Annotated in this window: 18 protein-coding genes; 12 read left to right on the plus strand and 6 right to left on the minus strand. The window is 55.8% G+C overall.

What is annotated here, in order from left to right; all coding sequences use genetic code 11:
- The first annotated feature begins 5 nt into the window (after positions 1 to 5).
- The 5 genes from CA264_RS17410 to CA264_RS17430 all read left to right on the plus strand — a co-directional run bounded on the left by CA264_RS17410 (position 6) and on the right by CA264_RS17430 (position 4,831).
- Positions 6 to 980, plus strand: a complete 975-nt coding sequence (locus tag CA264_RS17410; protein ID WP_025608673.1) for a polyprenyl synthetase family protein — start codon at positions 6 to 8, stop codon at positions 978 to 980.
- A 90-nt stretch (positions 981 to 1,070) separates the two neighbouring features.
- On the plus strand, positions 1,071 to 1,694 hold the full coding sequence (locus CA264_RS17415; RefSeq protein WP_025608674.1) for a rhomboid family intramembrane serine protease: 624 nt from the start codon (positions 1,071 to 1,073) through the stop codon (positions 1,692 to 1,694).
- A 137-nt stretch (positions 1,695 to 1,831) separates the two neighbouring features.
- Positions 1,832 to 2,284: a fasciclin domain-containing protein gene (locus CA264_RS17420; RefSeq protein WP_162912096.1), complete on the plus strand. Its 453-nt coding sequence runs from the start codon at positions 1,832 to 1,834 to the stop codon at positions 2,282 to 2,284.
- Between the two features lie 321 nt (positions 2,285 to 2,605).
- Positions 2,606 to 2,893, plus strand: coding sequence for a hypothetical protein (locus CA264_RS17425; protein WP_119570454.1), 288 nt, complete (start codon positions 2,606 to 2,608; stop codon positions 2,891 to 2,893).
- A gap of 159 nt (positions 2,894 to 3,052) precedes the next feature.
- On the plus strand, positions 3,053 to 4,831 hold the full coding sequence (locus CA264_RS17430) for an SLC13 family permease (RefSeq protein WP_025608676.1): 1,779 nt from the start codon (positions 3,053 to 3,055) through the stop codon (positions 4,829 to 4,831).
- A 161-nt stretch (positions 4,832 to 4,992) separates the two neighbouring features.
- On the opposite strand, the gene CA264_RS17435 is transcribed toward CA264_RS17430, so the two are convergent.
- Positions 4,993 to 6,843, minus strand: a complete 1,851-nt coding sequence (locus CA264_RS17435) for an ABC transporter ATP-binding protein (protein ID WP_025608677.1) — start codon at positions 6,841 to 6,843, stop codon at positions 4,993 to 4,995.
- A 239-nt stretch (positions 6,844 to 7,082) separates the two neighbouring features.
- Between CA264_RS17435 and CA264_RS17440 the strand changes: the two genes are divergently transcribed.
- Entirely contained in the window at positions 7,083 to 7,541 is a 459-nt protein-coding gene (locus CA264_RS17440) for a hypothetical protein (protein ID WP_025608678.1), read from the plus strand.
- 629 nt (positions 7,542 to 8,170) lie between these two features.
- Here the strand turns inward: CA264_RS17440 and CA264_RS17445 are convergent.
- The 3 genes from CA264_RS17445 to CA264_RS17455 form a co-directional block, all read right to left on the minus strand.
- Positions 8,171 to 9,220 carry a glutathione synthetase gene (locus CA264_RS17445; RefSeq protein WP_025608679.1) on the minus strand — a complete coding sequence of 350 codons (1,050 nt, stop codon included), beginning with the start codon at positions 9,218 to 9,220 and terminating at the stop codon, positions 8,171 to 8,173.
- Between the two features lie 40 nt (positions 9,221 to 9,260).
- Positions 9,261 to 11,108 (minus strand): flavohemoglobin expression-modulating QEGLA motif protein, encoded by a 1,848-nt coding sequence (locus tag CA264_RS17450; protein WP_025608680.1) that lies wholly within the window; start codon positions 11,106 to 11,108, stop codon positions 9,261 to 9,263.
- Between the two features lie 186 nt (positions 11,109 to 11,294).
- Entirely contained in the window at positions 11,295 to 12,101 is an 807-nt protein-coding gene (locus tag CA264_RS17455) for an N-formylglutamate amidohydrolase (protein WP_025608681.1), read from the minus strand.
- Between the two features lie 125 nt (positions 12,102 to 12,226).
- Between CA264_RS17455 and CA264_RS17460 the strand changes: the two genes are divergently transcribed.
- From CA264_RS17460 to CA264_RS17465, 3 genes are all read left to right on the plus strand, one after another.
- Positions 12,227 to 13,525, plus strand: a complete 1,299-nt coding sequence (locus tag CA264_RS17460; protein ID WP_025608682.1) for a rhomboid family intramembrane serine protease — start codon at positions 12,227 to 12,229, stop codon at positions 13,523 to 13,525.
- A 176-nt stretch (positions 13,526 to 13,701) separates the two neighbouring features.
- A complete protein-coding gene (locus CA264_RS21940) occupies positions 13,702 to 13,875 on the plus strand; it encodes a hypothetical protein (protein ID WP_157593735.1) in 174 nt (57 codons plus the stop codon).
- 40 nt (positions 13,876 to 13,915) lie between these two features.
- Entirely contained in the window at positions 13,916 to 14,116 is a 201-nt protein-coding gene (locus CA264_RS17465; protein WP_071784623.1) for a zinc ribbon domain-containing protein, read from the plus strand.
- A gap of 126 nt (positions 14,117 to 14,242) precedes the next feature.
- Here CA264_RS17465 and CA264_RS17470 read toward each other — a convergent pair whose 3' ends face one another.
- Complete coding sequence (locus CA264_RS17470) at positions 14,243 to 14,491, minus strand: hypothetical protein (RefSeq protein WP_025608683.1); 249 nt, start codon at positions 14,489 to 14,491, stop codon at positions 14,243 to 14,245.
- 94 nt (positions 14,492 to 14,585) lie between these two features.
- Between CA264_RS17470 and CA264_RS17475 the strand changes: the two genes are divergently transcribed.
- The 3 genes from CA264_RS17475 to CA264_RS17485 all read left to right on the plus strand — a co-directional run bounded on the left by CA264_RS17475 (position 14,586) and on the right by CA264_RS17485 (position 16,473).
- On the plus strand, positions 14,586 to 15,017 hold the full coding sequence (locus CA264_RS17475; protein ID WP_025608684.1) for a hypothetical protein: 432 nt from the start codon (positions 14,586 to 14,588) through the stop codon (positions 15,015 to 15,017).
- Positions 15,018 to 15,353: 336 nt separating this feature from the next.
- Complete coding sequence (locus tag CA264_RS17480) at positions 15,354 to 16,079, plus strand: head GIN domain-containing protein (RefSeq protein ID WP_025608685.1); 726 nt, start codon at positions 15,354 to 15,356, stop codon at positions 16,077 to 16,079.
- A 127-nt stretch (positions 16,080 to 16,206) separates the two neighbouring features.
- On the plus strand, positions 16,207 to 16,473 hold the full coding sequence (locus tag CA264_RS17485; protein ID WP_025608686.1) for a hypothetical protein: 267 nt from the start codon (positions 16,207 to 16,209) through the stop codon (positions 16,471 to 16,473).
- Positions 16,474 to 16,528: 55 nt separating this feature from the next.
- On the opposite strand, the gene bla is transcribed toward CA264_RS17485, so the two are convergent.
- Positions 16,529 to 17,257 (minus strand): subclass B1 metallo-beta-lactamase, encoded by a 729-nt coding sequence (gene bla, locus CA264_RS17490; RefSeq protein ID WP_025608687.1) that lies wholly within the window; start codon positions 17,255 to 17,257, stop codon positions 16,529 to 16,531.

Below are 17,257 nucleotides of genomic sequence, written 5' to 3' on the forward strand. Positions count from 1 at the left end.
ATCCTGTGGATATCAGCACCCTTTCTGAAAAGATAAACCATACGTTGTCCACGCTCCGCTACGGTGAAAACCCGGCGGAGCTTTACGAGCCGATCCGCTACATCATGGCGCTGGGCGGCAAGAGAATCCGCCCGCTGCTGGTGTTGCTGGGCGCAGAAATGTTTGATGAGGATGTGGAGAAGGCCCTGCTGCCCGCTGCGGCGGTAGAGGTTTTCCACAACTTCACGCTCATGCACGACGACATCATGGACAAGGCTCCGCTGCGCCGTGGCCAGCAAACCGTGCACGAGAAATGGAATGCCAACACCGCCATACTGAGCGGCGACGTGATGCTGGTGCGTGCCTATGAGCTGCTGCTGGGCGTAGAGCCGGGTAAGCTGGCACTGGTGCTGCGCCTGTTTAGCCGCACCGCCGCCGAAGTATGCGAAGGCCAGCAGCTGGACATGAACTTTGAGCGCCGCGAGCAGGTGAGCAGGGAAGAGTACATCCACATGATTACGCTGAAAACGGCCGTGCTGCTGGGCTTTAGCCTGGAACTCGGAGCCATACTTCAAGGGGCACCTGAAGCCGATGCAGAGCACCTGAAGGCGTTTGGCGATAACGTGGGCATCGCCTTCCAGTTGCGCGACGACCTGCTGGACGTGTACGGCGACCAGACCAAGTTCGGCAAGCAGGTGGGCGGGGATATCCTCTCCGATAAAAAGACCTTCCTGATGCTGACGGCGCTGGAGCAGGCAAACGAAGAGCAGCTGCACGTCATCAACAACTGGCGCAACCAGCCGGCCGACTGCATCGCGGCAGACAAGGTGAAAGCTATCACCGGCATATATGATCAGCTGGGGGTACGCCAGCAAACCGAGCAGCAGATTGAAGTATACTTCCAGAAGGCTATGCAGCACTTCGATGCTGTTCAGCTGCCCGAGGCGCGTAAGGCTGCCATTCGAGCCTTGACACTCCAGCTAATGGAGCGGGACAGCTGATGCCTTGAAGGCCTGTTGCACAGTATGCCTCCACACAGCCACTCCTGTACCCATTCAAATTTCAGTTACCCAGTCATTCAAAAGTAGAACATGAGCGTTACCATTATCCTGATTATCATCACCGTTGGCGTTTCGCTGTACGCCTGGCAGAACGAGGGCCTGATGCACAGCTGGATCTTCCAGCCCTACGCCGTGCAGCGCGACAACTCCTGGTACCGCTTCTTAACCTCGGGCTTTCTGCACGCGGATTTTTCGCACTTGCTGTTTAACATGTTTACGCTGTACTTCTTCGGCGATGTGGTGGAGTATGTCTTTAAGTCGGCTTACGGGCCCACCACGGGCATACTGCTGTACTTGCTGGTGTATTTGGGCGGCATTATCGTATCGGACATCCCTACCTACATCAAGCACCGCAACGACCCGCCTTACCGTGCCTTGGGGGCATCTGGCGGGGTGGCCAGCATTGTTTTTTCCAGCATCCTGTTCTTCCCGACGCTGGATATCTGCCTCTTTGCGTTCCTGTGCCTGCCAGGCTTTATCTTTGGCATCCTCTACATGATGTACTCATACTTTTCCGGGAGGCGCATGGCGGGCAACATCAACCACGACGCGCACCTGTACGGGGCGCTGTATGGCTTTGTGTTGAGCTTGATCCTGGTGCCGAGCGCGCTGCCAAGCTTTGTGGATCAGATTGCCGGCTGGCGCCTGTTCTAACACAGTCCGGAAGGGAATTGCACTTTTAGTGGCAGGTTAGAGCGCTGTTTTTTCGTCTGTAAAGGGGCAAAGTACGTATACAGTGCTGTATACCCCTTACTACTATGGCGCTATCACAGAACCGTACTTACTTAAAAATGATCTTAATTGCACTGTTTGCCTTATGTTGGCAGGCAGGGCAGGCCCATGAGCTGGCATCGCCTGTGCGGCAGGAGCGTACTTCCATGATGGAGTACCTGCTAAAAGAGCGCCCGCTGCTGGCCGATCTCATCACCAAATCGGGGCTTACGCCGCTGCTTTCGGGCAACGGCCCGCTGACGCTGCTCGCCCCGCCCGAAAGCGCCCTGCAGCGTATAAAGCAGGAGCCCGCAGAGCGTTTGCGGGCCATTCTATCGGCCCACATTCTAAAGGGGGCTTATGGGGAGCGGGACCTGAAAGACGGTGCCACGCTTCAGTCAATTAGCGGTGCCGGTATCACTGTTTGCCGCAAAGACAAGTATACTTTGTTGAACGGGGTGCGCATTCTGGGCCCTGACCACCAGGTGAAAAACGGTGTCGTGCACGAGTTGGGCGATGTGATCAGTATATAGATAGGGCGGTACTACATTTGGGCCTGAAGCGGTGCGGCCTTATGCTCCGGCTCCGGCTGCTCAGTGCAACTAAAGCTTACGGATTAAGCCGATATCGCTGCCTCTTCTTCTTTAAGTGCTAGAATTAACTCCTATAGTCTAAAGCAGCAGGTGCTTTTCTGCGTATGTATAGAGTGAAGATGTACAGCGCAGAACAACATACTACCCCAACCAGCTCTAAAACACTGATAGCACAAACCAAGTGCTATGAGCTGCTGTACGATTCCTTAAAAAAACAGGATTTACCTCATCATCAACGGCTTCTGGAAAAGTAAGAGCTTTGTGCCGGAGTTCCTCCCCGATGTGAAAAAAGCCCTGCTGCTCACGCAGCCTAACTTCACACTCGTGAACGACCTCCGCAACATGATTACGCACCCACAGTCGGTCATGAGCCTGCACGTAGCGGCCCAGACGCTGGTAAAGGAGGCCGGAATGAAAAAGGGGGCTAACATAGCACCCACCGACCGTATCGCCACCTTGCAGGTAGACGACACCCTCAGCCAGAGCCATCTCCCCCTCAGAACCTTTACCTCTTACAGCGAAGCAGAGCTGTGGCTGGATAGCCAGTAGCATCGTAACCCGCACATTTACATGGCAGTACCGGGCCGCTGGTGCTGTAACCGTATGCAGGCAAACTAAGTTATAGTACCTACAACCCTGCCTGCCGCCGCCTGTTCATGACGCGTGCGTGGTACTGGTGCCGGTTTATCCAACTGCAACTTCGCGCCTATGACCGTTGAAATCGCCATTGTGCTAGGGATAATTGTGCTAGCGGTTATACTTTTTGTAACCGAGCGCTTCTCTATCGATACGGTGGCCATCCTGATCATGGTGCTCTTCATGCTCTCCGGCATCCTTACGCCCGCTGAGGGCCTTGCGGGCTTCAGCAACCCCGCTACCATTACGGTGGCCTCCATGTTTATCATTAGTTCGGCTATTTTTAAGTCGGGGATGCTGAACGGAGTAGGGCTGGGGCTTACCCGCATCGGGCGCACCAATTACCTGCTTTGCCTGCTCGCGCTGATGCTTATCGCCGGCACCCTTTCCGCCTTCATAAACGACACCGCAGTGGTGGCCCTGCTGATGCCGGTGGTCATCCAGGTCAGCAAAGACATAAAGGTGAGCCCCTCCAAACTGCTTATTCCGCTCAGTTTCGGCGCTCTGATGGGAGGGGTCTGCACCCTTATCGGCACCTCCACCAACATACTGGTCAGTGGTATTGCCCAGGCGCAGGGGGAGCGGCCGCTGGGTATGTTTGAGTTTGCGCCTGCCGGTGTGTGGTTCCTGCTGGTGGGTGTCGCCTACATGTTTTTTATAGGCCGGCACCTGCTGCCCAGCCGCAAGCTGACCGAAAGCCTTTCCGAGGACTTTGACCTGGGCGACTACCTGACAGAGGTTGTGCTGCTGCCGGAGTCGCCGTCGGTAGGGGTGCCGCTGCAGCAGTCGAGCCTGGTGCGTGACCTGGACATTGAGGTGATGCAGGTGACCCGCGGGCAGGAAAAGATGCAGGTGTTCCCCTCGTTTATACTTAATGAAAACGATGTGCTGAAAGTGCGCATAGGAGTGGAGAAACTGAAAAAGCTGAAGCAGGAGCGGGGCCTGAAGCTGAAGTCAGAGCGTAAGTTCCGCGACGAGGACATGAGCATGAGCGACAGCAAGCTCTACGAGGCCATTGTTACACCGGGGTCCTACATGGAGGGGAAATCACTGAAAGAACTCAACTTCAGATCCTACAACTATGGCGCCTCCGTGCTCGCCATCCGCCACCGCGATGAGATTGTGCACGAAAAGCCTACCCACGTCAAGCTCTCCGCCGGGGATGTGCTGCTGATTGCCGCCAACAGCAGCCAGGCAGAGAAGCTGCGCCAGAACGAGGACCTGCTGATTATCTCCCAGACCGAGCGAAGCCCGTTTAACTACAGCAAGATAATTCCGGTGCTGCTCATCAGCGTAGGCGTGGTGCTGGCCGCCGCGACAGGCCTGGTGCCGATTGTGCTGAGCGCACTGGCGGGCGTGGTGCTGCTGATCATCTTTAGGTGCATCCGTGTGGACGAGGTGTACAAGGCCATCGACTGGAAAGTGATTTTTATGCTGGCGGGGGTGCTCTCTATGGGGGCGGCACTGGAGAAAACAGGCGCCGCCAGGTTACTTGCTGATTACCTGATTTACGGAGTGGGCGAATATGGTCCGAGGGCCTTGCTGTCTGTGTTCTTCTTTATCACGTTTATGACCACAAACTTTATGTCTAACAACGCCACGGCGGCCTTACTGGCGCCCATTGCCATTGTTACGGCACAGGAGTTAGGCGTGAGCGTCCGCCCATTCCTGATGGCTGTGGCCTACGCAGCCTCCCTCAGTTTTATGACGCCCATGGGGTACCAAACCAACACGATGATTTACGGCCCCGGCAACTACCGCTTTTCCGATTACCTGAAAGTGGGTACTCCGCTCAACATCCTCTTCTGGATACTGGCCTCACTGATCATCCCCGTCTTCTTTCCGCTGTAGCAGAAGGTGTTCCACGTGGAGATGCTTGATTTTGAGGGAGTGAAGGTGTGAGCTTATTTCTGAACATTTTTTCTCGCTTTGGCCAGCACAGGCACTTTCTCTGTGGTTTCAGTTTTAAGATGTAGGACGGATGCTGCTGGTGCCTCCAGCAGTTTCCAGTACTACAGGTACCCCCTTGCCTGCAACTGGAACAGCTCTGCATACTTGCCGTTCTGCGCCAGCAGCTCCTCGTGCGAGCCCAGCTCCTTTAGCTGCCCTTGCTCCAGGAACAGAATCCTGTCGGCCATACGCACCGTGGAGAAGCGGTGGGAGATAAGCACGGCAGTGCGGCCTTCTATCAGCTCCGAAAAACGCAGAAACACCTCATGCTCGGCACGGGCATCCAGGGCAGAAGTCGGCTCATCCAGTATCAGCAGTTGGGCGTCGCGCATGTAGGCGCGGGCCAGGGCAACTTTCTGCCACTCCCCGCCAGAGAGGTCCACGCCGTTGTTGAAGCGCTTGCCCAGCACCTGCTCATACTTGCCCGGCAGGCGCTGGATAACCAGATCGGCAAGGCTTTTCTGGGCAGAGCCCTGTATCCGCTCTTTATTCCCGATGTTGCTGATCTGGCCGATAGCGATGTTGTCGGAGGCCGTCATCTGGAAGCGCACGTAGTCCTGGAAAATAATACCCACCTGGTGGCGCAGGTCGTTCAGGTCATACTCGCGCAGGTCTACACCGTCTAAAAGTATGCGTCCCTCTGTTGGTTCGTAGAGCCTTGCCAGCAGCTTTACCAACGTGGTTTTGCCTGCGCCGTTCTCGCCCACCAAAGCCATTTTCTCCCCGGCCCTCAGGTGAAAAGACAGGTGCCGAACCGCCCATTTTTCGGAGTTGTGGTATTTAAACCCGACGTTCTCAAACGTAAAGCCCTGCTGTATGGGCCGTGGCAGAGGTAAGGGGTTGTCAGGCGGTGTAATCTGTGGCTGCAGCTCCAGGAAGTCGAACAGATCCTGGAGGTACAATGCACTCTCTGCGATTTGGGAGAACCGCGTCATGATGCCCTGCAAGAGGCTACGCATGTTACTGAAGGAGCCGGCCAGAAAGGTTAAGCTACCGACTGTAATCACACCGGCCACTGTTTCGAAGAGTATAAACACGTAGGCTCCGTAATAGGCCAGGGTGCCGAGCGCAGAAAGGGCGCTGCCCCAGAAGGCCCGCTTCATGGTAATGCCTTTGTTCAGCAAATAGTACCTATCCGACAGCTCTTTGAAGCGCCCTGCCAAGAAACCGGAAAGGTTGAAGGTTTTGATCTCCTTGGCCGTTTCATCGGAGGCGCCTATGTAGCGGAGGTAGTCCAGCTCGCGGCGCTCGGGTGTCCAGGAGCGGGAGAGGGAGTAGCTGCGCTCGTTAAAGTGCGTCTCGCCCAAAAAAGAAGGGATAACCGCGATCAGCAGGATACCTATGAGCCAGGGGTTAAAGGCAATTAAACCAACGGCCAGAAAGGCAATGGTGACAATATCCTGCAGCTGCGAGAGCACCTGCGACATGAGCACCACCCGCGTTACCGTTTGCCGGCGTGCCCGCTCCAGCTTGTCATAAAACGTAGCGTCTTCAAACTGAGCCAGGTCCAGTTTGGCCGCATGCTCAATCAAAGCCACGGAAGTGCGGTTCGAGAAGAGGTCGCCCAGCAGGCTGTCCACCAGCGAAATGCCCCGGTTGATGAGGTCAGAAAGTACGGCCAAGCCTAATTCCAGTGCCACCAGCGTCCAGAGGTAGGTAAGGCTGCGGTCGCCTGTTACGTCTATCAGCCGAATCACCTCATCTATAATCAGCTTGCCCACATAGAGCATAGCCAGCGGCAGGGCGGCCTTTACCAGACGCAGCAGCAGGTTTGTAACGGTAAGGCCGGGGCTGGTGTCCCACACCATCCGGAAAAACTTGGGCAGGTTCTTCAGGGCACCCGCCTGTTCGCGCAGGCTTTTCTTCTCCTGCTGTGTCTGGTTGTCTCTTGTTCCTTTCTTCGCTTTACTCATATTTTTTTAACGTGCGGTACTTTCACCTGGCTATAGCTATACCAGCAGGAGGAGATTATGTTTTTTATAAAAGTATAAGATTCGGCCGGTTTCCAGGCTGTGTTACAGCAAAACCAAGGTTAGACCCTATGCAGGAGGAGGAGCCGTGGCGGCGTGCCGAGGCTGATGCGGCCCCTTAAAAGCGCGGCGCCTGCTCATTTAGTATCTGAAACAGCCTTTTTATAGTATGATAGCAGTATATGACACGGTATCTGCTGTACTTCCTGACGGGCGTTGCCACGGCAACGGTTATACTTTTCTTCAGAGGCTATGTGTTAGTGCCTCAAAACGTATATTCTGACGTAGCGCTGCGAGCGGGGATGGTGCTGTTTGGGCTGGCCTCCTGGTTAACGCTCTTCCGGATAAAGCCCGGGGCGCTGCTGGCGCTGCTCTGCTCGCTGGCACTGGTGCCCTGGCTGGCAAGGATAGGGCTGCGGATATGGGAGGCGGGTTCAGATGCGCCACAGGTCGTGCAGATCATTCATGTTGCTGTCTCTGCGCTGGCGCTTTTCTCCTTGATCGTGAGTGCCCGCTACACGTTTAGCAGAGGCTCCTGGCGGTCTGGCACGGCGGCACCCGGCTTTATCCTGAAGCTCCTCCTCATGGTTATACCTGTGGCGGTGGCCGTATCGTGGCTGCTGGTGATGAACAAAGTATAGCTCCGCCACAGCAAAGGCTCCTGCCATAGCTAGCCTATCGTGGTGTTGGCGCCTAGTCAGGCCAAAAAAGCGTAAATGAGAAAAGCCCCGCCATTTAATGACGGGGCTTTCTCTCACCTTAAAACAAACTAAACTAATCTAAACTTTATCTAACCTTATCTTTAGTAAAATATACTTCTCTTTTAGGGCAGCGGCACGTGTTTTACCGTTTGCTGCTTTAAACTAATGGGGCGACGCAAAAGAAAAATATCAAATTTATCCCGGTTAGGCTTGCGTGTTAATTTTGTGTTAACTATATTAGCCTTCCGATAATGTGTCCCCCTTAATTCGGGTGCAAAATTACTCCTTTGATCTCTATTACAAAAGAAAAATCACAAAAGATTTTTCACCCTCTCCTGTATGCTTTTGTTTTAACTTGTAATGCTTTGGTTATAACCATTTTATGAGTTTGCCAGGGCGTAGGTTTTTTACTTAACTCGCTTCTCTTTTATCGGCCACACCCGCCTTTTGCGTTAAAACACCAGTAACACCCCGCTTATTGCAACTGCCCGCCTGCCGGAAAACCACCTGACACAGAAAAAGCAGGGGAGCCCCCTGCTTTTAAAGTATGCGGTTACGTTCCGAAACGCTTAGATCATGGCAACGGTTCTGTTGCTTACCTGCACGCCGTAGGTTTTCTTGTAGTGCACCTTGCGCTCCAGCGCCTCGATAACCGGCTCGGAGAAGTCCACGCCTTCCATTTCGCTGGCATCGGGGAGTGCGCCCGGGCTGAACACGTTAATCTCCATCAGCTTGTCGCCCACAATGTCGAGGCCCACCAGGAACATGCCGTCCTGGATAAGCTTTGGCTTCACGAGCTCCACCAGGTCCAGCATGCGCTGGTCTACCTTGGCAGCCTGTGCCGAGCCGCCCGCATGCATGTTGCTGCGGATGTCGTCTTTGCTGTTCACCCTTCTGATGGCGCAGTACTTGCCTTTGTGCTGCAGTGCCTCGCCGTTCATCACAAACAGGCGCACATCGCCCTCTGAGGCCTCCGGCAGGTACTCCTGCGCAATTACATAGCCGTCGCGGCTGATGGCCTCCACAATCTGGTTCAGGTTGGTGGCGTCGTCCTTCTTCACCATAAACACACCCGACCCGCCGGAGCCTTGCAGCGGCTTTAGGATGATGCTGTTTTCCTGTTCGTTAAAAAACGCCTTAATCTCCTCCTTGTCGCGGGTAATGAGCGTGCGCGGGCGAACGGCTTCCGGAAAGTGCTGGAAGTACATTTTGTTGACCGCATCGGATAGCTTGGTGGGGTCGTTGAGTACAATCACATCGTGGCGCAAGGCCAGCTGGCCAAAGATAATGCCCGCGTTCTGTGCCCAGGCGCGTCCCTCTCCCTCCGAAGACGGGTCGTTGCGGAGCATGAGCACATCCAGGTCCGGGGCGGTTACGCGTACTTTGTTAGCCTTGTCGCCCTGGAGCGCCTCCAGGTATGTGGCGCAGGATTTATATTTGTGCTTGGGGTCTGCCTGCACGGCTTCGGCGCCCATATAGCCATCGGGGTAGTAGGCCAGGTCGCCCACGCCCATCAGGTACACGGTATGGCCTTTGTTGTGCATGCGCTGCGCCAGGAAAATGGTGGTGTAGGAGGCTTTCTCGGTATGTATATCGTTTACTACGAATCCTATTGTCATGTGGTGTTGTTATACGTTGGTTGATGATACGGTCGGAAGATTACAGTAAGTTAAATACTGAAATGCCGCTTTTTAGTTGTTCCAGCTTCGGTTTGATGTTCTCGTCGAGAAGGTAGCGCGGTTTGATGGGCACCGGGCGGAGCACATTGCGGTACATCAGCTCCTGCACAATCGGGATATAGTCCTGCCGGATTTTACCGATGAGCAGCGGCTCCAGCTCGTGGCCCTCCTTCAGGTAGCTGAGCAGGTGCACCAGCCCCCGCAGGTACACGGCATCCTTGGTGAGGCCCCCGCCGCGGTGCACGCGCATGGTTACGTCCCAGGCTGTTTCATCGTCGAAGTGGTACGCATCCTTTAGCCGCCGGAAGTTATCTACAAAACTGCAGCCCTTGGTGAGGTGGTAGACTGAGACCACGCGTGCCGCCAGAATCCGCATTCGCTCCTGGTCCAGCCCGCCCACGAGCCACTCGCTCAACACCGCCAGGCCCTCCTGCAGCTCCTCGTAGCCGGGGCTGCCCACATAGAGCTGGTGCAGCGGCTGCGCCTTTCCGTTGAAGTAAGTGAGAATGTGTGTGCCGACCTCGTGCTGGATCAAGGCCTGGGCGCGGTGGCGCGGTATTTTGGCGTCGGTGCCTACGTTTAGCCGCCCTTTGGAGACGATCAGCCCCACAACGTCGTCGCGCACGTCCACACCCGAGTCCAGCGCGGGGTACTGCTCCTTCAGGAACGCGATCTCCCGCTCCGCCTGCGCCACAAACTCCGGAAGGGGAATGAGGTCGGTGTTCACATCGCGGGCCGGCGCTGGCAGGGCCGCTAAAATGCCCTCTGCGACTTTCAGCAGCTGGTCGTCCACGGTGCCGTAGAGCTGCATGCTGCTGTACAGAAAGTCGGGGCTGTTGCGGTCGGCCAGCATGGTCAGCATCTTGTCCAGCTCGTGGCGCTTGTCGCGGAACAGGTAGCCCAGCGTCGGGTCGTCTACTTTCTCAATGGAGATGTTGTAGAGCTTCCGCTTGAGCTGGTCCGCGTCAATGGGCATGAGGCGGTAGTGGAAGGTAGGCTGCTTTTTGAACCTAGCCTTCTTAAACTCTGCCCAGGCCTCGTTGTTGTTCACCGGCGTTACCAGCAGCAGGAACCGGAACTGATCGCTGATGCTGGTCAGCTGCTTGTCGATGCGCCACACCACGCGGTTCACCGCCTGCCGCCCCAGCGCCTGGAAATGCACGGGGTGGTGCGTGGTCTGCACGCTTACAAAGTCGAAAACTGTTTTTTTGATGGCGTTGGCCACTTTCTCGCGGAGCGTGCGCAGCAGCAGGGGGTAGATTTTGCCGGTGGCGGTGTTTTTGTAAACCGGCTTTAGCTGCAGCCCCAGCATCAGTACGGCGTGCTTTTTAAGGTCCTCCTCGGGCATGAGGCAGCGTGGCTCCTGCAGTAGCTGCTCGTTAGAGCCCGTTTCCACAGAGGTGCGGATGTCGCTGAGCTTTACGCCCTGCAGCTCCTTTACGATGGCCTGCACGGTGGTAGGCAGCTGCTTCTGCGGGCCAAGCACTTTGAACAGCGGAACGTCTGCGGCGCTTGTAGGGGCGGCCATCAGCTCTATGATCATAAAAGCACCGAACTTGTCCGCCATGCTTTTGGCTATACTTTGCACAAGAGGCCGCAGCTCCTCCGTACGCTCCTCGTGCGAGATAATGTAGGCGGCGTTGGCTTTCAGAAAGTCGGCGGTGGGGTGGTCGGGCTGGCCGGCAGGGTGGCGGAAAAGCACCAGGAAGGGCAGGGGCCTGTCGATGTAGATCAGGCCGCCCTGCGGCAGCCGCCGGTGTACCTGCTTGCCGCGCTTCAGACTGCGGGTGATTTTCTGGATAAAGCTGTCGGTTATACTTTCAATCATTCCTAATTTATATGTAAAGACAAAGGCGGTTGGGTTACGGGCTATTTGGCAAAGGACTTTTGACAAAGGACAGGAGGGGCATTAGAGAAAAGCTCTTGCCTGTCGAGCGCGCCTTTACTGCCTGTTACGTGCCACGCGGAGCCTCCTTTGTCCTTTACCTAGCAGTAGTCCTTTGTCACAACAAAGCTATACCTGGCACACCTGTGCCAGTGCCTCCTGCACGGGTTTGGTGCTTTGCTGCAGCGCCTGCTTTATCTCCTGTACCTGCTCCTGATCCGGCTCCCCGGTCCACTCATCCATAAAGAACTTCTTAAACTCGATGCTCATCACGCACACTTTGTCGCCGAAGGTGTCGTGGATCCAGCGCATAAAGTGGCCGCCCTCAAACTTGATGTTCTCGCGCACGTCCAGTTTTCGGCCCTGGTAATTGTAGTTGCCCAGGCTGTGGATGAGCGCCTCCACCACCGGTGCCCACTTTTCGCGGTTCATGTTGCCCGTGCCGATGTTTACCTCCGGGTTCTCCTCCGGGTTGGCGGCAGGCCCCTGCGGCCCCTCGCGGCGGTGGTTATAGGTGTGCAGGTCGTATATTACAATGCAGCCGTGCTCCTCAATAAGCTTTGTCAGCATCAGCTTTACATCCTGGTAAAACTTCTCGTAGCGCATCATTGACTCCTGCGCCATGTCCTCCGGCAGGTCCTCTTTCCATACCTGCAGGCCCCAGGCGTCGTCGGGTGTGCGGTAAATGGCTTTTTCGGGCGGGCGGTTCAGGTCGAGTTCAAAGCGGGAGTAGTGGCCCACCACCTGGTTGTCGGTAATGCCCACCCACTCTGAGGTGAAGGGGTCCTCCTCGCGCAGCCGCTCGTCTGAGGTAAGGTTAAAAAGGCTCTTGAGGTTGTGGCGCACCTGGTGGCCATCGTGGATGGCTGTGGCTACCAGGGGGCTGTTGCCGCGGCTGAGGGTATAGTATACTGTATCTACTTTTGTCTGTGTCATAGCGTTTCTGTTGTGTACAATTGTACCCTTTCCGACAGCTGAAGGTTGTATCGGGCGGCTGCTGCGAAGTTCTGCTTTGAGCTTGGCGGCGGACTGCCTATTTTTGTCTCTCAAACCCATAACACATGGCAACAGACTATACCGCGCAGGCCGAGGCGCTTAGTACAGAGCAACTGCAGGGCGTACTGCACATGCACACGCAGTATGAGCCGCAGGCCGTGCTCGCCGTACTTGCAGAGCTGGAGCGCCGGGGAGTGCCCGTGGCGCAGCCGGAACAGCTGAAGCAGGAGCTACTGCAGGCGCAGGAGCCGCCGCAGCCGGAAACGCTGGCACAGAAGGGCAGGGGCTTCCTGCAGGTCTTCGTGCCGAAGCCGCACTACTTCGTCACCCCGATCCTGCTAAACCTGAACCTGCTGGTTTTTGTGGCCGGGGCGCTGCTTGGGGTGCACGTGCTGGACCCGGACGCAGCGCGGCTGGTGGAGCTGGGGGCAAACTTTGGCCCCTACACACTCACCGGTGAGTGGTGGCGCCTGCTCACAAGTATGTTTTTGCACGGAGGGCTGGTGCACCTGCTGTTCAACATGGTGGCGCTCGTAAACATCGGGACGCAGCTGGAGGCCCTGGTGGGGCGTGTGCAGTTTGTGCTGGCGTACGTTCTCTGCGGCCTGGCGGGCAGTGTTGTCAGCCTCTGGTGGACCAGCCCCGAGGTGAGTGTGTCTGTGGGAGCGTCGGGCGCGATCTTTGGGATGTTCGGGATGCTGCTGATGGTGCTCCTGCTGGAGCGAGAGCTGGACTGGAAAAGCAAGCGCGCCATCCTCGGCAACATGGTGTTTGTGATCGGCATTAACCTGGCCTACGGCATGCGCGGCGGCATCGACAACGCGGCCCACATCGGCGGGCTGTTGGCGGGGGTGGTCTTCGGCAGCGTGCTTTTGCTGCGCTCGGGGCGCTACATCACCCAAGCGTACGGAGCAGTGGGCAACGCCATTACCGTGGCGGCTGGAGCGTTGGTGTTGTTGGTATGGTTCCTGCAGATTCCGTTTACGGGCACGGTGCGGTATGTGTATGTGATGGAGGAGGTAGGGGAACTGGAGCGATCTGCCCTGGAGGCCGCCCTGGCCCTGGATGCTGCGGGCGACACGTATAAGCCGGAGGAGGTGCTGCCGCTGCTGGAGCAGGGCGTCCGGGCATGGGAGGCGAGTGAGGTGCTGCTGGAGAGCGTAGACGACGCCCCGGCTGGCGAGGAGAAGCGCGTTGCCACCATGCTGGACTATGTGCGCCTCCGCAAGCTGTCGTACCAGTTGCTGCACGATGACATGGCGGCTGGCCGGCCGCTCATGCACCCCAAGCAGCAGCAAATGATGTCTGCCATCAGTCATTTTGCCGCGCAGCTGCAGGGCCGCGATCCTCGGGAGGAGCGGTAGAAGGCAGCGGCCAGTGCAATGTTTTTTACTGCCAAAGAAGAAAGTTGGCCACAAAAACAGCCTTAACACAGCCTATAAAAATATGTGCAAACATCATTTGGATTATAGAGGAAGAACTATGTAACTTGATGAGAGGCAATATAGTATTACTACATTGTACCCTACCATGATAGCTTATGACAAAGTTATACAAGCCTTCTCTCTTGATTGTGAGTGTACTGCTGCTGGCCTTACTCATGCACTTCCTACGTGAGGGAGCCGTCCAGCCGATGCACCTTCTGAGCCCGGTGCTGCTCTTTGCAGCGGGTATTGCGGCGGGTGTGCTGCTAAAGCCGACGGTGGCAGGCTGAGCGGCTTGCATTTAGGCCGTAGCCTTTTACCTTTGCAGCCATGGCTACTCCCCAACACCCCGCAACTAAAACCTGCCCCAACTGCGGAGCAACAGTACCTGCAGGCGCTCCCATGTGCCCGGAATGCGGAGAGCCACTGCAGACCAACGGCACCCCGTGGTACAGCAATTTAACCCCCACCGAAGTCTTTCTGATGATCCTCGGGAGTATCATGCTGGCAATAGGGCTGGTCGCTGTCTAGGCTGTTAAAAGTTCCCCGCTTCCTCAACCGTTGCGCCTGCCTGCGCGACGCTTCCACCTCTTCACCGTTCTGCAAGTACAGTTTCAGGTTGCCGCTGAATCAGGGTTCTATGCGCCTAAACCTGTTTCAGGTTGATGGCCTGCTGCGGCTGGCTCTGAAGAAAAGCTTTGGGGCGAGGCGCTGGCTCGTGTCGTTGAACGTTCGCTGGATCAGGGGCTTTGCTTCCGGAAAGTACACGCGGGTGTAGTTGCCTTTGCCGGTTACCGCTCCTTTGAAAGCAGTAGGCGTATACTTTGGGCAGGCCTGTACTTGCCTGAGCACCAGCAGGGGCGCCGGTATACTTGCAGGGGAGGGTTTGATAAAGTTTTTCACCATTACATGTTGGCGAATGGTTTATACTTGTGGCTGCTTTCCTGGGCAGGTACAGCACGGCTCCTGTCCAACAAAGTATGCTGAATGGTTGTAACGTATGGCGAGTGGTAGAAACAAAGAAATAGGAGTGGCTCCTGACAGAAGCCTTGGCAGGTACAGCCTGGTGCAGACGCTCCTGCACCCGGTTTTTATACTATGCCTGATACTGGCATGTGCCAACCAGGTGCTGGAGCTAAACAAAGTATACATCTGGCCACTGCACACGCACGCAGATGATTTGCTGGCGCTGCCGCTTACGCTTACTGTTGCGTTGGCTGCTGAACGTGCCTACTTCAGAAATCCCTGCTTTACACTTCCGTTGCACTATACTTTGCTGGCCGTGCTTCTGTTTAGTGTCGTGTTCGAGGGGCTGCTGCCGCTGCTGCACACCAGGTATACTGCCGACTGGTGGGACATACCTGCCTATGCCGTCGGGGCGCTTGTTTTTCAGCTAACCCTAAACAAGCCTTTAAGAGGGGTAGTAAAATAATTTATTGTTTCTGTTATACTTTAGCGTGTATTTACTATCTTAGATCAAGCTTTCTGTGCCTTATGCCGGTACTGCCGTAGATAGATAGCGCCTTCGCTGTGCCTGCCCTGGCTAGCCGGGGAGCCCTGTAGAAAGCAGAGCCGTTTTATGCGGAGGTATAAACCTGCTTTTTCCGGACAGAGGTGGCGCAGGCCAGGCGGGAGTAGCGCGGGGAAGGAGTGAATTTTTTGAGCCCCGAGGCAACCTTTCCTGCGCTGCTACATCTTTAGGTGTATAGGCAGCAGCTAGAGAGGCTGCTGCCAGTGACGCATCATCAATCAAACTACGCACATAACTATGAGCATTAAAAAGATTTACACAGCTACGTTCGGCGTTTTTGCGCTCGCTTTTTTGCTGTTCAGCACATCAGCCGTAACAGCGCAGTCGCTTCGCGGTAACAAGCAAATGACCACCCAGAACAGAAAAGTGTCCGGCATCAAGGGGATTGATGTGAGCGGCGGCTTTGTGGTGGAACTGACGCAGGGCAGCAACGAAGGCGTGCGCCTGGAGGCCGAGGAAAACCTCATCGACAACATTAAAACCGAGGTGCGTAACGGTATCCTGCACATCTACAACGACAAGAGCATCAGCACGAATAAGGGCATGAAGGCGTACGTTACCCTAAAAGACCTGGAGCGCATCGACATCAGCGGGGGGGTGAAGGTAACCGGCAACTCCAACTTTAAAACGCCGTCCCTGAAGATGGACATGAGCGGCGGCTCACACGTAAAGCTGACGGTAGACACCGAAAAGATAAACGCTGACATGAGCGGTGCCAGCAAAGTGGAGCTGCTGGGCAAGGCCGACGTAATGCATATGGAAATGTCCGGCGCATCGAGGGTAGACGCCTCTGAGCTGGAGGCGCGCGAGGTGAAGGTGCAGGCCAGCGGCGCCAGCAATGTGAAGGTGTTCGCCAAGGAAGCACTGGATATAAACGCCTCCGGTGCCTCGGCAATTTACTATAAAGGCAGCCCGAACATCACCTCAGATGTGTCGGCGGCGGCCAGAGTATCCAGGCTGTAAAGACAGCATAAGCTACTGCTGCAAAAAAGCAGCCTCGGTTCGGGGCTGCTTTTTTGTTGCCTATCCTTTCAGCATGCCTGCCCGTATAGCTAAACTGCAGAAAACGAACCTATAAAACAGTAAAGCTATGAGCGACTCTAAAAAGACAACAGACCATAAAGAAATCAAGAAGTGGGCCGAGGAGCATGGTGGCGTACCCAGTGTGATCAAAGGCACTGAAGACGACGGCGGTGGGGAAGGCGTGCTGCGCATTCACTTCCCGAAGAAGAGCGACGATAACAGCAGCTTCGAAGAAATCAGCTGGGATGAGTTCTTCAAAGAGTTTGAGAACAGCAAGCTGGCCCTGCTCCATGATCCGGATGGCGTTTTTAACAAACTGGTAAGCCGGGATTAACGCAAAAAAGGGGCCTGTGCTATACTTGCACAGGCCCTTTTTCCTTGTAACAAAGTTACTTCTTCTGATGCTGCAACAGCTTTAGCGTGTGGTTTAGCAGGCTGCGGTCGCCCCAGGGGCCGTGGCTGGGTACCACTACCTTTGCCTCCGGGTACCGCTGCTGCAGGTTCTGAATGGCGAAGGGCCAGTTTTTAAGGTCTGCATCAGCCACGTTGCCCAAGTTGTTCGCCTGAAGGTCTTTCACGAGGCACCCCCCAAACAGGATTTTTTGCCTGGGGAGGTAAACCACCACGTTGTCAGCTGTGTGGCCGCCGCCGGGATAGTATACTTCAAAGGGCTGTTTCCCTACCGTAAAGGTGGTATCCGTCTCAAACACAATGTCCGGGGCTCCCTTTTTATTCGCAACAGCTAGTATTGCCGTCAGCTCCGAAGCGGCAAGCGGAATGGCCTGTGCCTGCAGCGCCTCAGCTCCGCCCATTTTATCCTCATGCCAGTGAGTGGCCACGCATACCGTTACAGGCTGTTTCAGGTTGTCCGCTATCCACGCCAGCAGGTGCTCGGTGGGTGCGTTGCCCCAGCCGGTGTCTATTAGTACAGCGCCTCCTTTTGTAGAAACCACCAGGCCGTGCGAGGGGTACGTTACGCCGCCCACTTCGCTGTAGGTTGTATGAACGTACACGTTGGGCGCTATTTTAGTAACCTGTAGCTGTTGCGCCTGCGCCAGCAAAGTACAGGCAGGGCAGAAGAGCAAGAGGCATAGGAACGGGCGCAGCAATCGCTTCAT

This window comes from Pontibacter actiniarum, from assembly GCF_003585765.1.
Classification (GTDB): Bacteria; Bacteroidota; Bacteroidia; order Cytophagales; family Hymenobacteraceae; genus Pontibacter; species Pontibacter actiniarum.

Bases quoted from the DNA above. Each gene is read 5' to 3' on its own strand.
- CA264_RS17455 (WP_025608681.1), bottom strand. From the start codon at position 12,101: ATGACACAGACAAAAGTAGATACAGTATACTATACCCTCAGCCGCGGC.
- CA264_RS17420 (WP_162912096.1), top strand. From the start codon at position 1,832: ATGATCTTAATTGCACTGTTTGCCTTATGTTGGCAGGCAGGGCAGGCC.
- CA264_RS21940 (WP_157593735.1), top strand. From the start codon at position 13,702: ATGACAAAGTTATACAAGCCTTCTCTCTTGATTGTGAGTGTACTGCTG.
- CA264_RS17445 (WP_025608679.1), bottom strand. From the start codon at position 9,220: ATGACAATAGGATTCGTAGTAAACGATATACATACCGAGAAAGCCTCC.
- CA264_RS17480 (WP_025608685.1), top strand. From the start codon at position 15,354: ATGAGCATTAAAAAGATTTACACAGCTACGTTCGGCGTTTTTGCGCTC.
- CA264_RS17430 (WP_025608676.1), top strand. From the start codon at position 3,053: ATGACCGTTGAAATCGCCATTGTGCTAGGGATAATTGTGCTAGCGGTT.
- CA264_RS17465 (WP_071784623.1), top strand. From the start codon at position 13,916: ATGGCTACTCCCCAACACCCCGCAACTAAAACCTGCCCCAACTGCGGA.
- bla (WP_025608687.1), bottom strand. From the start codon at position 17,257: ATGAAGCGATTGCTGCGCCCGTTCCTATGCCTCTTGCTCTTCTGCCCT.
- CA264_RS17415 (WP_025608674.1), top strand. From the start codon at position 1,071: ATGAGCGTTACCATTATCCTGATTATCATCACCGTTGGCGTTTCGCTG.
- CA264_RS17485 (WP_025608686.1), top strand. From the start codon at position 16,207: ATGAGCGACTCTAAAAAGACAACAGACCATAAAGAAATCAAGAAGTGG.
- CA264_RS17435 (WP_025608677.1), bottom strand. From the start codon at position 6,843: ATGAGTAAAGCGAAGAAAGGAACAAGAGACAACCAGACACAGCAGGAG.
- CA264_RS17475 (WP_025608684.1), top strand. From the start codon at position 14,586: ATGGCGAGTGGTAGAAACAAAGAAATAGGAGTGGCTCCTGACAGAAGC.
- CA264_RS17470 (WP_025608683.1), bottom strand. From the start codon at position 14,491: ATGGTGAAAAACTTTATCAAACCCTCCCCTGCAAGTATACCGGCGCCC.
- CA264_RS17450 (WP_025608680.1), bottom strand. From the start codon at position 11,108: ATGATTGAAAGTATAACCGACAGCTTTATCCAGAAAATCACCCGCAGT.
- CA264_RS17460 (WP_025608682.1), top strand. From the start codon at position 12,227: ATGGCAACAGACTATACCGCGCAGGCCGAGGCGCTTAGTACAGAGCAA.
- CA264_RS17440 (WP_025608678.1), top strand. From the start codon at position 7,083: ATGACACGGTATCTGCTGTACTTCCTGACGGGCGTTGCCACGGCAACG.